A 12,780-nucleotide genomic window follows, 5' to 3' on the forward strand; every position below is an offset into this window, starting at 1 on the left:
AGTATGTATGGCAAAAGAAACCATTTTTATTGAAAAACAGTAAGGAGCTGTTGATGATGAACAGAACCTTACTGTATTTTTTACAGCGACCGATATTTTTTTAAACTAATGATATTTAAGGTAATAAATACTACAGCGAAACAAGCAAGAATACTGAGATTCATTATAATATCATTGAAGGAATAACCTTTATACATAACCCCATTTAATGCGTCCGCTGCGTAGTAAAGTGGCATGATACGTCCAATATTTTGAAGCCATTCCGCCATACTATCAAGCGGAAAAATGCCTGAAAAGAATACTTGTGGAACAATAACAAGCGGAATAAATTGCATCATTTGGAATTCTGAAGCGGCAAAGCTTGAAAGCAGGGCACCTAAGGATAACGATACAAGGGCAATCATCATATTAATGAGTAAGACAAGCCAAATGGAGCCTACATGGACAATATCAAGCACATAGATGCCAAACAGTACGATAATAATTGTTTGTAGGAAGGCAAATAAACCATAACCGACCATATAGCCTGCTACAATTTCTGAGCGTTTGATAGGTGTTGCAAGTAAACGTTCCAATGTCCCAGATGTTCGTTCCTTTAACAAGGCAATCCCTGTAATTAAAAAGACAAAGAAAAATACGAAGAAGCCAATGAGCATGGGACTAAATATATCAAAAATGGCCGTATCCTTATCACCATAAACATAGTCTGTTTCTAAACTACCTATGGAGTCTTGAGAAGTCTGTAAAAGTTGAGCAAGCTGCATTGTTAAAGCTTTTGACTGGGAAGGATCATCATTTAATAAAGTTAACTTTAGTTCGTTTTGCTCTATTGCTAGCCATCCATCATACTCTTTGTCCTGTAGCTGTTTTTTCGAAAAATCATCGTCTTCAATAATTGTAAAATCCGTCTCTTTCAATTTGTCAATCAATAGTGCGGGACCATTAGAGACGACAAGTGTGACAGAAGCCTCGTTACTATTGAAAATAAAATACATTAATGACAAGACAAGAAGTGGGGCTAAAAATAATAAAGCAAGTGTCCGCTTATCTCGTTTCATTTGTTGTATGATTCTTGTGACGATAGCACCCATTCTCATTGTACGTCACCTCCAGCCTTTAAAAACACTTCATCAAAATCTTTTGCCTGATAAAAGGCTTTTAATGCCTGTGGTGTCCCTTGTGCAATAATATGCCCGCTTCTGAGCATAGCTAATTGATCGCATCTTTCCGCTTCATCCATCGCATGTGTCGTCACTAAAATCGTTTTATGTTCGTGTTCTTTTAAACGAATAAGTTCTTGCCAAATTTCCTTTTTTAAAACAGGATCAATGCCAACCGTTGGCTCATCTAAAATCAATACCTTAGGATTTTGAATAAGGGCAATGGCAAGGGACAGCCGACGTTTCATACCTCCAGAATAATTCATCACTTTAAGCTGTAAGTCATCGGTCAAACGAACAAGGCTTGCGGCATAGGCTACACGCTCCATTTGCTCCGCCTTCGATAATGAATAAAGCTTGGCAAAAAAATGTAGATTTTCTTCACCAGTTAAATCCGTATAAAGTGCATCTGACTGTGCCATATAGCCGATATCATTCAATAATTGCTTATGTGGAACAGCTAAATCTAATACTTCAATAGTGCCATTATCAGGCTTTAGCATGCCCATAATCATTTTAATTAGCGTTGTTTTTCCACAGCCTGACGGACCAAGTAAGCCCATCAATTGTCCCTTGGGAATATCTAAGGTAAGGGGGGCAATAACTTGCTTATGTTGAAATCTTTTTTCAAGGGTTTTAATAGAGATTGCATGGTTTCCCATATGGATCTCACTCCTTCACTGAACACTATGTTGATTTGATAAAAATTTTACGGTAGCATGTGAACAAATACAATCAACAGTTTGCCTGTAAGTGTTAAGTAACTGGAGGGAAGTTTGTGTCTGTACATGAAAAGATGAATTTTGAAACAAAGCAAGCCATTAAAAAGGTTTTTATCCAGCAAGTAGAGGAGGTCGGCTTTGAACGTGTGACCGTCAAAAATTTAGCGTTAGCGGCCCAAATCAATCGTGGAACGTTTTATTTACATTATACGGATAAATATGACGTAATGGAGGATTTGCAACAGGAGCTATTAATGGAATTAGAACGCTATGTCAAACATGTTCAACCAGTGGAAGCATTCCAAACATTAAAAATGGGTCAATTCTATCAACCCTTTATTAAAGTGATAACATGTATAAAAGAGCATGCAACAGCCTTTCGTATGTTATTAGGAGAGCAAGGAAGTCCTGCTTTTACACAAAAGATGAAAACTATCTTTGGCAATCATATTTTGGACAGATTATCAGTGATTCGTGAGGAAGTAAAGGATCCAGAATTTCAGCAATACTTACAAGCCTTTATCGCATCTGCCATTCTGGGTGTAATTCAGGAGTGGCTTGACAAAGGCAATGAAAATTTAACGGTAGAAGAAATGGTCGCCCTCCATTTTCGATTATTACGATTTTTAGGAAATGTAGTAGCCAATAGTTAACGGCACTGTAGCGGTTGGGGATGATAATTGTCAATCTCGTTTAACGAAAAAATGACTAGCTAAACTATCGCAAAGTACACCAATTAGAAAATGACTGCCAAGCATCCACCGGTAAGAGCAATCTAGTTGAATTTTATTTGAACCGAACAATGTATAGATTGCCCCCTATTATTAAGTGCTTCAATGTGATAAAAGATATTAAAAATTCCAGCACGATAGGCATAGCAAGTTTTAAAGCCTTACTGCTACAACAAACATAGACCGAAATTTTGCAACAATAGCCTTGTTATGTTTAGCTCATGAGAAAACAACATTTCGAAGATTGTCACCAAGGTAGTAATAGTAAGGAGTATAAATAGCTAGCGCATTATGCGCATATAAAAAAGAACATGACGATGAGCCTTTTAGCTAGTCTCACGCATGTTCTGCTGATAACCCTTTGTTCAAATTTATTTGTCATAATAATCGTTCAATGCCACTTCCAAGCGTTCTTCTAAATGCTGAGAAATATAGCTTAGCACAAATTGCTCCTTATCCATCTCAATTTGAGCTGACTTGAACATTTTAGTGAAAAAACTTACTTTATGCTTCTCTGAAAAAAGCCGTAATGCTTCCGTTCGCAAAGTAGATACAATCTCATTTTCTATATGACGCTCTCTAATCTTCTGCACAATATCCTTCACACTGTTTTCTTGTAGCTCTGAAATTTGCTGTTGGAGATGTTCATTTTCTTGTTTCAGTTCTACTGTTTCTTTTTGAATTTCCTCTACTTGAAGAGCGGAGTCTGCGGATAATCGCTGAATGTTTTGAGCAAGAAAATCCTGATTGATGTTTACTTGTAATGTTCCTTGCTCTTCATCTGGCAAAATCTGAAAGAGGCCGGTTTGGATCATCTGCTGTAGGACGTTTCCAAGCACATCAATTTTATGTGATAAATCATCAGAATCCATAGTCGTTGCGGTAATTTGATGTTTCAGCAACTGACCATTATCATCAATGCCTAGCAATAATTTTATCCCCCTCACACGATACTCATCCTTCAATAATAAAATCATTCTTAGCCTTACTATAGCAGGTAGGTTTAAACGAATATTACCATTCACGTTCGGCGATGTATTGTCAAAAATGTATTGTTCAAATGGTTTTAAATAGTAGCGAAGCATAGCGTCTGTAATATCAAACCAGCCCGCGACTTCTGCTATTGTATAGTGTTTGGATTCATCGATATCCGTTAAATAAGCATCCTGATAAAGATTCTCCTCTAAAGGCGTATGTTGTAGTGCAACAAACAATGGGTCATCTTGCACAATTCCAAGTACCATTTCTTTTGCATCATTTACTTTAAGCATCCTTTCACACCCCACTTTATTTTTCCCATGACTAATTGTTCTCTATATAGGTTTCTATTCGTTTGGCAGCAATTGTATGCCTATTTTATGTAGGAAATAATCATTAGAACAATGGACCTTTTAATCTTTTATGACTCTTGAGGAAAAAAGTCGTTCTCAGTGGGAATGTATTGATACATAAGTGATAGCGGGGGACACATATAATGTCTACTCCAATGTGTACCTCAAAATTTAATAAATCATACAAACTTCAGCAAGTAATATGTGAGGAACTAAAGAAAGACTCAAAAATCAAATTAGTTTTCAAAAACACCCTCCAACTGTTTGGAAGGTGTTCTAATAATTTAAAATTGAATTCCTGGTGACTTTTCATTGTATACTTCATATTTGAAAAGCCGATTTTACTTAAAAACACTATGTACTATAGTAATATGAAGCTATCTTTTTCAAGTCAGATGCTTGGAAATTAGCTAAATCAATCTTGTCCATATCCGTCTTTTTAATGACCGTGGTCATTGCAGACCCAGTAGTAGGGTTACCATAATCATCTTTGAAGTGATCTTGCCAATTGATGTGGATATTACCCATATCCTCTACATCCTTTAAAATTTTAAGTAATTTAACTGTATTTTGTTGAGCATCATTTAGCTTTTTCTTTTTTGTTATGGAATCATCAATCATCAGCTTTAAATAATAGGTATCTCCCATGCTTTCAACCCTAATATCTCGATCGCGACCATCAGTTGTAGTAGTTCCAAATAAATCAGTAGCTATCTTGGCAATACGTTCCTCTAGGGGGATACTTGTATCATTTGCAGCTTTCATATCAATAACGATGGTATCATTTTTCTCCTTTAATTCCTTTTCAGAAGTTTTCTGATCGTCACCAATCATTGTAGTTCCAATAGCACCAATGACAATAAATGTGATGATTAAAATAAACCACCATTTTTTATAAAAAGGTTTATTCATAAATGTTATCTCCTTACATAATTCGTTATTCTATTAAATTATATCAATAATGGAAGGTGTTGTCAGCAGTCGCTCCATATAGCTATTTGTCAAAAATTACTCATCTCAAAGAATGAGTGATTTTTTTTATTAACCTACAAATATTCCATACAAAGATGTAACCATTATGGAATCAACCAAATATTGTAAAACCTTAAGAAAAAGTTAAGAATTCTCCTTGCAAATCTTTAAGAAATACTCTTTATAGTTAGAACCATCAACAATGTAAGCAAAGCGAGGAGAAAACGACATGCAACTCATTACCTTCCTAACTGAATTTATCAAACATCCGAAAACAATTGGAGCAATATCACCTAGCTCCAAAAAGTTGGCTCATAAAATGGTACAACCCATTTGCTTTGAAACGGCTCAATGCATTGTCGAGCTTGGACCAGGGATGGGTTCCTTTACTACAGAGCTTGTGAAAAGAAAGCAGCCAGCTACATTGCTTATTCTCATTGAACATAATGCGATTTTTTGTGAAAAGCTACGTCATCAATTTGCACATGAAGCCAATGTTGTGGTAGTCAATGGCTCAGCAGAAAACTTAAGGCAGTTTATGGACGAACTCCATATAGAAAAAATTGATTATGTCATTTCTGGGCTGCCATTTACCTCTTTAAAGTCTGATGTATCATGTTGTATTTTAAGCAATGTGAAGGATTGTTTACGCAATGGAAAATTTATAACATTCCAATATTCACTTGTGAAAAAAGCATTCTTTCAATCATATTTTGAGGATATTTCTCATGAAAAAGTATGGATGAATATGCCGCCAGCATATGTACTAAGCTGTAAACTTGGTCATACGAGGGCTAGTTAATGGAGCTACAGGATCTTTTAGGATTCATTGAACAATATGGCTATTTTGCTTTGTTTTTTAGTTTATGGTTAGGCATTATAGGGATGCCGCTACCAGATGAGATGATTGTGATGAGTGGTGGCTTTTTATCTTCGTTAGAAAAAATGGTCGTATGGAAATCCTTTTTACTGACCTATCTAGGTGTTATTTCGGGGCTTTCACTAGGGTATTTCCTTGGTAAAATCTTTGGACATCGAGTGCTCGACAAACTTATCAAAAAGAACAAGGCAAAATACCTTGTAAAATCAAAGGAATTACTAAATAAATATGGTCGCTTTGCATTAGTACTGAGCTATTTTATTCCGATTGTTCGACATATCTTGCCGTACTTGGTGGGGATGAATAATATGCCCTTTAAAACGTATGCCTTGTTTTCCTATACAACAGGCTTTGTTTGGACATTGATGTATTTTACACTTGGTTTATTATTTGGCAGTCAAATGGAAGTTATTTCGATGCTGGCTACTAAATATGGTATTTATTTTGGAATTATCAGCGTAATCATCAGCAGTTTTTATTATTTTTATATACGAAAATTAAAAAAATAGTTAAAATGAGGAAACGTTATAATGGACAAATATTTGATTATTGGTGGGGTTAGATGAGTAAAGAAACCATTTTAATTGTAGATGATGAAAAAGAGATACGGAATCTTATTGCTATTTATTTAAAAAATGAAGGCTATCATGTGCTAGAGGCTTGTGATGGGGAAGAAGGCTTGCAGCTATTAAAGAAGCATCAGGTGCACTTAATTGTACTGGATTTAATGATGCCTAAAGTGGATGGTACTGAAATGTGTATGAAGGTAAGAGAAATTGCGGAAATGCCTATTATTATGCTGACAGCAAAATCTCAGGATATGGACAAGATTGTTGGCTTAACAATAGGCGCTGATGACTATGTGACAAAGCCCTTTAATCCGTTAGAGTTAATTGCCCGCATTAAATCACAGCTTCGTCGCTATCTGAAAATGAATGGCATGAATAGCAGCAATAATGAAGAGCTGGAAATCGGTGATTTACGTATTAATACTGCGACACATGAGGTTTTTGTCAATAATGAAAAAGTCAAGTTAACACCAAGAGAGTTTGCGATTTTAGAATTGCTTGTCCGTAATCCAGGCATCGTGATGAGTGCAGAGCAAATTTATGAAAGGGTCTGGAAAGAGGAGGCTTTTCAATCAGAAAATACAGTGATGGTCCATATACGTAAAATTCGAGAGCGAATTGAAACAAATCCAAGAAATCCTCAATATATCAAAACAGTATGGGGAGTAGGATATAAAGTTGAAAAAGATCTTTAGGTTTTTATGTAAGCTCATAGGGCTCTTCAAACATATCGGTACGAAGATAAAAAACAATATCCAGCGTAGCATTCGAATTCAACTATTTACAACGTTTATCCTATGTGCGCTGGGCAGCTTTTTGGTGTCACGTGCAGTCCTCCCATTGTTTGAGAATATCAATGAGACCGTGATGGTGGATTATAGTGCCAGTATGCAGATGATGTATTATCAGGCACAGGATACAGCAGAATTAGCGATCCAAGAAAATAGTGTTAATGTGTTAAAGCAATGGATTGACCAAGAAAATGACAAGGTGGACAGTGCCCAGAATGCTTTACAAATTATTGTGACAGATGAGGGCGGGAAGATTTTATATAAAACCAAGCAGGTCAAAGAGCAAGAAATTGATCTGCATGAAGAAATAAGAAATGTCATGGATTTTGCAATCAATCAACCGTTTAACCATACGTATCCAGGTGCGATAGAAACATCACGAGAGGCATTTACCACGTTAGTGCCGCTAACCCTGCAAGATAAAAATTATTATTTCTTCGTGAGTGGGCTTCCACAAGGTGAAGCGATAACTAGTACAAGCGAAGGGCCCATACCTTTTTTCATTGGGGTTATTTTGTTTATCGTATCTTTTTTCTATAGTACCAAGCGTAAAATGAATCAAATTGAGGCATTGGCAGAGGGGGTTATGGTCATCGCAAAAGGAAATTTAGCTTATCGTATTGAGAAAAAAGGACAAGATGAAATTGCATTACTAACCGATAATATTAACCAAATGGCGGAAAAAATTATGACAAGCATCGAAATGGAGCGAAAAATCGAGCAACAAAAAAATGAGCTTATTACAAATGTTTCACATGACCTGAGAACACCTCTTACCTCTATTATGGGTTATTTACGTTTATTAAGCGAAGAGAAGTATGAGACGAAAGAGCAGTATGACGAATATTTGAAAATAGCTTTTTCTAAATCTGAGCAATTGAAAAATTTAATTGATGATTTATTTGAGTATACCAAGCTAACGAATGATAAAAATACAATAGTACGACAACAGGTTTGTGTGAATGAGCTACTCGATCAACTAATGGAGGAATTAGTACCCTTAGCAGAGGAAAAACAACGGATTTTTATGAAACATTTCTCAGAGGAAAAAATTTTTGCGGCGCTTGATTCGGAAAAAATTGTTCGTGTGTTTGATAATTTACTCATCAATGCTATTAATTATAGCGCTGATGATGGAAAAATTATGGTTTCTCTTGAAGGGCAAGACGATCATATGCGTATCTGCGTGGCAAATCAAAGTGATGCCTTTACAACGGAGGAGCTTGATAGTTTATTCGAGAGATTTTATAAAAAGGATCAAGCGAGAACAAATGTTACAGAAGGTTCGGGACTTGGGTTAGCGATTGCCAAAAGCATCGTAGAGCTTCATGGAGGAACGATTCACGCTAAATATAAAAATGAGACATTGTATTTTATTATTACATTGCCATTAGCAGCTTCATAAGTTCAATTGCAGTGGAAGAATGTAAATAGCATGCTGTCTGTGTTTATGATGACCTAGCATTTCCTGCATGGTTGCTAGGAGAGCTGTGTCCTTGATGAAGAGTTGAATTTCTGTTTGCTTGTATTGTTTTTGAAAGTCAAAAATATAGTCTGTAATGATTTGTAAGTTATAGTGGTTTTGAATCTCTACCTCGACGAAAAACGGCAGTGTTAACTCTGGCAGTTTTGTGCTCCCTCCACGACGAATCCAGACCGCTTCCTGCACATAGTAGCGGATAGGTAATTGTCGATTACTAGCGATAAAAATATCCATAAAAAGCTCCCTTCAGTATGTAATTACAGCCTAAAGGAAATGTATTCAGTCGTCAAAAGAAAACATAAGCTGCTCAGCCAAGGATTATGTGCTGAACAGCTTTTTAGTAGAAGGTGGATAGTAAAGGATAGCGTTACTAAAGTGGTGGATAGCGTTATCAAAGTGATGGATAGCAATACCAAAGTGATAGAAAGCATTTCAAAACTTTTGGCTAGTATTCTCGCAACGTTGGTAAGCATCAAGAGATTCTAAAAAATACTGTAGTATAGGAGACTGTACATCATCCTTACGATAAATAAACCACGTAGGAATTTGTGCTTGCTTGTTCGTGATCGCATGCAGTGCCAATGCTTGTGTGGCACTATATTTTTCCGCGATGGCACGAGGAAGTAAGGTAAAACCTAATCCCGCAGCAACACAGCCTAAGATTCCATCAAGTGTTCCAAACTCCATTCGATTTTGTGGGCGTACACCATCCTCATGTAACCAATGATCTAAAATAGCCCGATAGGAACAGCCATGACGGAATGTAATTACAGTGCTACTCGCTAAATCTCGCAGCTGCTTAATTGGTTTATGCTTGCTAGATGTGACAATAACAAGCTCCTCGTAGACAAACTCCTTTACCAATAGATTTTCTTTATAAACAGGTCCAGTGACAAATGCACCATCTAATTCATAATTTTCTAACCGGTCAATATTATCCTGTGAAGGGCTTGTCAAAATGGTAATATCCACCTGTTCATGAGCTTGATGAAATATGGTTAATAACGCTGGTAAGTTTAGTGCTGCAGTCGTTTCCATTGATCCAATTCGTAATACACCTTTTGGTTCTCCTGTATCCTGAACAATCTCAAAGGATTTTTCATAGAGGTGAAGCATTTTTAAGACTAGCTCGTAAAATTGTTCTCCTTTCGGTGTAAGCTGTATTCCACGATGTCCGCGATAAAAAAATGTTGTGCTATACAGCGTCTCAAGACTTTGAATTTTCATAGAGATGTTGGATTGCGTGTAATTAAGTGCTGTGGCAGCTTTAGAAAAACTACCTGTTTGGACGACTGTCCGAAAGATCGTTAAATCATTAATATTCATAGATCCTCCAACTATCAGTTTTTTTGATACCTATTATAACGAATTGAGTCTATTTGTGATATCTGGATATTTGTTATAGTAAATTGGAAGGGGTGATTCTATGCACAAGCAAACGATTCAATATGTAATTGGTGGGATTTTTACATTGGTAATCGCCATGGGCATCACTCGTTTCTCCTATACAGTTATTTTACCGTATATGCAAGAAACATTTGAATTTAGCCTTGCAACAGCAGGATATTTAGCCACAAGCAATTATTTAGGCTATCTAGTAGGAGCATTGGTGGCAGGGCGTTTACCTATAGCAAATAAACGCATTCCTTTTTTACAGCTAGCACTCGTTATTAGCATTTTAACTACTGCCTTCATGGGCATTATGAATGCAATCCTTATATGGTACATACTGCGGTTTATCTCAGGTATAATGAGTGCCTTTATTTTTGTCGTCATTGCGAGCCTTGTCCTTGATCAGTTAGCTAGCAGTCGTAACATGCATCTATCAGGACTTTTCTATAGTGGGGTAGGGACAGGTATTGCTTTAAGTGCCATCATTGTTTCACCAATACATGCCATTTTTCAATGGAATGGAACTTGGATTGCTTTAGCTCTGTTTTGTGTCGTATTGTTTGTGCTGATTATAAGATTCATCAAACCGATCCCACCGTATGAACAACACTTAGTAAGTCAAGCCATTGCGCCTCAGAAAGCTCCACCGAAGACGTGGCTAAAATGGTTAATCATAGCCTATAGCCTTGAGGGGCTTGGCTATATTGTCACAGGTACCTTTATTGTGTCGATTGCACAGGAGTCAACAAGCTTTCATGGAGATGCAGCTTTTGTATGGTTTGTAGTGGGCGTTGCGGCGATTCCTTCATGTATTGTATGGTCGAAGCTAGCACAGCATTATGGCTATGTAAGAACATTACTGATCTCTATGCTATTGCAAGCATTTGGTATCGTGTTACCTGCATTTACAACGAATACGCTTACCCTTTATGCCAGTGCCTTTATTTTTGGTGCAACCTTTATGGGCATTACAACAGTTGGCACAACATTAGCAAGACATATTGTACCGATAAACAGTCATCAAATTATAGGCTATTTAACTGCTGGTTATGCATTTGGCCAAATGATTGGCCCATCCATAGCAGGGACAATTGCGAATGTGACGAATAGCTATCAGTATGCATTGATAGGCGCTGCCGCTGTAGTAGTGCTTGGGGCTCTATGTTTAATTGGTGGAGTAAAATATGATAGGATGGCTGCTCCCATAAGTAAATAAAAAAGTAAGTAAGACCTATCTGCGTCTTACTTACTTTTACATTAATGGATATCTCGTTTCTTAAAGTTCCCACCACGAACTTCAGAAACATCAGAAATGACAACAAAAGCACCTTCATCGATATCCTTTATAATTGAAACTAATTTATTTTCTTCCATACGGTTAATGACACAGTTTAAAATTTCCGTTGGTTCGTTAGAGAAACCACCACGTCCATGTGTATAAGTAACACCACGTCCTAGACGAGCTTGGATCGCGTCCCCAATTTCCTCAGATTTTGCACTAACCACACGAACTTCTTTTGATTTCTCTAAACCAACTTGGATAATATCAATAACATTTTTTGCAATATAATATGTTAAAGCTGAGTATAAAGCACTCTCTAAGCCAAAGATAAAGCTTGCCCCTAAGAAAATAAAGGCGTTGATAAATAAGATAATATCGCCGACTGAAAATGGAATTTTACGTGATAATAGTACAGCTAAAACTTCAGAACCATCTAAAGCACCACCGTTACGTAATACAATCCCGATACCCACACCGAGCAGCATACCACCAGATAAGACAATCAGTAAGGGATCATTTGGGCCTAAAATGGTTTTAACATCATGTAAAAGCACCGTAGAAATGGATAATGCTGCGATACCAGCACTACTCATTAATGCAAAGGTTTTTCCAACTTGCTTATAACCGATATAAATGAACGGAATATTTAAGACAAAGAGCAGTATGCCTAACGGGATTCCGAAGAGGTGAGCCCCCATAATACTTAGACCCGTTACACCGCCGTCAATGACAGCATTTGGAATTAATACAGCTTCTAGTCCATAAGCGGCAATCACTGCTCCAATAATAATCATAATTAATTTTCGTATATTTTCTAGTGACTTTCCTTTTTTCATAAATCTTCTCCATTTCTTTACGTCAATAGTACTTAAGGTTTTGGAATAATATTTATCGCAATTGTTTTAGTCTCAGAACCTTTATTTGAGTCGGCCATATTATAGTATTTAGTGAGTAAATTGTTAAGATCATGTTCGAAGCTTACAAATTGATCAGTAGTTAAGGTTAAATCATGTAAAGAAAAAGTAGCTAAGTCGCTTTCACTTTCTTTTTCTTCAAGTGAGGATAAATAATGTTGATATTTAGACAGTAATGTTAATTGATAATAGGACATATACGTTAATTTTTGCTTCTTCGTTAGTTTTCGCCAATCCTCCTCGCTAAATTTTGCCGCATGTTCATTTAAGGCATAAAATTTTTCTGTAACTGAACGGATTTTTCGCTCTCTAACAATTTTGATGATGTTTTCGTCCATAAGGATTTGAATGTGGCGATATAAAGTAGCTTGTGGCACATCCTTAATGATTGTAATCATCTCTAAAGTACTTAAGCCTTCCTTTTTCATATGCAACAGAGCTTGTAAAATCTTCATTCTCACAGGATGTATTAAGACATCTGCTTTGCTGTGCATCAATTCTCCTCCTTCTAAAAATGAGATGGCTTTAAGGAAAGAAAGTAATATTATCAAAA

At 36.5% G+C, this 12,780-nt stretch carries 14 protein-coding genes; 6 read left to right on the forward strand and 8 right to left on the reverse strand.

Annotation, left to right across the window (positions count from 1 at the left end):
- Positions 1–80: 80 nt before the first annotated feature.
- Both MKY46_RS06575 and MKY46_RS06580 read right to left on the reverse strand, forming a co-directional pair.
- On the reverse strand, positions 81–1,097 hold the full coding sequence (locus MKY46_RS06575) for an ABC transporter permease (protein WP_340833862.1): 1,017 nt from the start codon (positions 1,095–1,097) through the stop codon (positions 81–83).
- Positions 1,094–1,822: an ABC transporter ATP-binding protein gene (locus tag MKY46_RS06580; RefSeq protein WP_036127672.1), complete on the reverse strand. Its 729-nt coding sequence runs from the start codon at positions 1,820–1,822 to the stop codon at positions 1,094–1,096. Before MKY46_RS06580 ends, MKY46_RS06575 begins: the two co-directional genes overlap by 4 nt.
- A 116-nt stretch (positions 1,823–1,938) precedes the next feature.
- On the opposite strand from MKY46_RS06580, the gene MKY46_RS06585 reads away from it, so the two are divergent.
- A complete protein-coding gene (locus tag MKY46_RS06585) occupies positions 1,939–2,535 on the forward strand; it encodes a TetR/AcrR family transcriptional regulator (protein ID WP_036127669.1) in 597 nt (198 codons plus the stop codon).
- 449 nt (positions 2,536–2,984) lie between these two features.
- Here the strand turns inward: MKY46_RS06585 and MKY46_RS06590 are convergent, their stop codons facing one another.
- Together MKY46_RS06590 and MKY46_RS06595 are read right to left on the reverse strand one after the other, a co-directional pair.
- Entirely contained in the window at positions 2,985–3,884 is a 900-nt protein-coding gene (locus MKY46_RS06590) for a hypothetical protein (RefSeq protein WP_036127666.1), read from the reverse strand.
- 414 nt (positions 3,885–4,298) lie between these two features.
- A complete protein-coding gene (locus MKY46_RS06595; RefSeq protein WP_340833864.1) occupies positions 4,299–4,856 on the reverse strand; it encodes a hypothetical protein in 558 nt (185 codons plus the stop codon).
- Positions 4,857–5,145: 289 nt separating this feature from the next.
- On the opposite strand from MKY46_RS06595, the gene MKY46_RS06600 reads away from it, so the two are divergent.
- Genes MKY46_RS06600 through MKY46_RS06615 form a run of 4 tightly spaced genes read left to right on the forward strand, consistent with a single transcriptional unit; the run spans position 5,146 to position 8,561 of the window.
- On the forward strand, positions 5,146–5,718 hold the full coding sequence (locus MKY46_RS06600) for a class I SAM-dependent methyltransferase (protein WP_036127285.1): 573 nt from the start codon (positions 5,146–5,148) through the stop codon (positions 5,716–5,718).
- Positions 5,718–6,305 carry a DedA family protein gene (locus tag MKY46_RS06605; protein WP_101966360.1) on the forward strand — a complete coding sequence of 196 codons (588 nt, stop codon included), beginning with the start codon at positions 5,718–5,720 and terminating at the stop codon, positions 6,303–6,305. The genes MKY46_RS06600 and MKY46_RS06605 overlap by 1 nt, the downstream gene beginning before the upstream one ends.
- 53 nt (positions 6,306–6,358) lie before the next feature.
- Positions 6,359–7,060, forward strand: coding sequence for a response regulator transcription factor (locus MKY46_RS06610; RefSeq protein WP_101966359.1), 702 nt, complete (start codon positions 6,359–6,361; stop codon positions 7,058–7,060).
- The gene (locus MKY46_RS06615; RefSeq protein WP_036127278.1) at positions 7,044–8,561 is read left to right on the forward strand and encodes a sensor histidine kinase; all 1,518 of its coding nucleotides are present in this window, start codon (positions 7,044–7,046) and stop codon (positions 8,559–8,561) included. The genes MKY46_RS06610 and MKY46_RS06615 overlap by 17 nt, the downstream gene beginning before the upstream one ends.
- Here the strand turns inward: MKY46_RS06615 and MKY46_RS06620 are convergent.
- Together MKY46_RS06620 and MKY46_RS06625 are read right to left on the reverse strand one after the other, a co-directional pair.
- Positions 8,556–8,873, reverse strand: a complete 318-nt coding sequence (locus tag MKY46_RS06620; protein WP_036127276.1) for a hypothetical protein — start codon at positions 8,871–8,873, stop codon at positions 8,556–8,558. The genes MKY46_RS06615 and MKY46_RS06620 overlap by 6 nt on opposite strands.
- A 198-nt stretch (positions 8,874–9,071) precedes the next feature.
- Entirely contained in the window at positions 9,072–9,965 is an 894-nt protein-coding gene (locus MKY46_RS06625; RefSeq protein WP_036127274.1) for a LysR family transcriptional regulator, read from the reverse strand.
- A 100-nt stretch (positions 9,966–10,065) separates the two neighbouring features.
- Between MKY46_RS06625 and MKY46_RS06630 the strand changes: the two genes are divergently transcribed.
- On the forward strand, positions 10,066–11,247 hold the full coding sequence (locus tag MKY46_RS06630; RefSeq protein ID WP_340833865.1) for a YbfB/YjiJ family MFS transporter: 1,182 nt from the start codon (positions 10,066–10,068) through the stop codon (positions 11,245–11,247).
- Positions 11,248–11,288: 41 nt separating this feature from the next.
- On the opposite strand, the gene MKY46_RS06635 is transcribed toward MKY46_RS06630, so the two are convergent.
- Both MKY46_RS06635 and MKY46_RS06640 read right to left on the reverse strand, forming a co-directional pair.
- Positions 11,289–12,149: a YitT family protein gene (locus MKY46_RS06635; protein WP_036127272.1), complete on the reverse strand. Its 861-nt coding sequence runs from the start codon at positions 12,147–12,149 to the stop codon at positions 11,289–11,291.
- Positions 12,150–12,181: 32 nt separating this feature from the next.
- On the reverse strand, positions 12,182–12,721 hold the full coding sequence (locus MKY46_RS06640; protein ID WP_036127271.1) for a helix-turn-helix domain-containing protein: 540 nt from the start codon (positions 12,719–12,721) through the stop codon (positions 12,182–12,184).
- Positions 12,722–12,780: the final 59 nt, after the last annotated feature.

Source organism: Lysinibacillus sp. FSL M8-0355 (genome assembly GCF_038008985.1).
GTDB lineage: Bacteria > Bacillota > Bacilli > Bacillales_A > Planococcaceae > Lysinibacillus > Lysinibacillus fusiformis_D.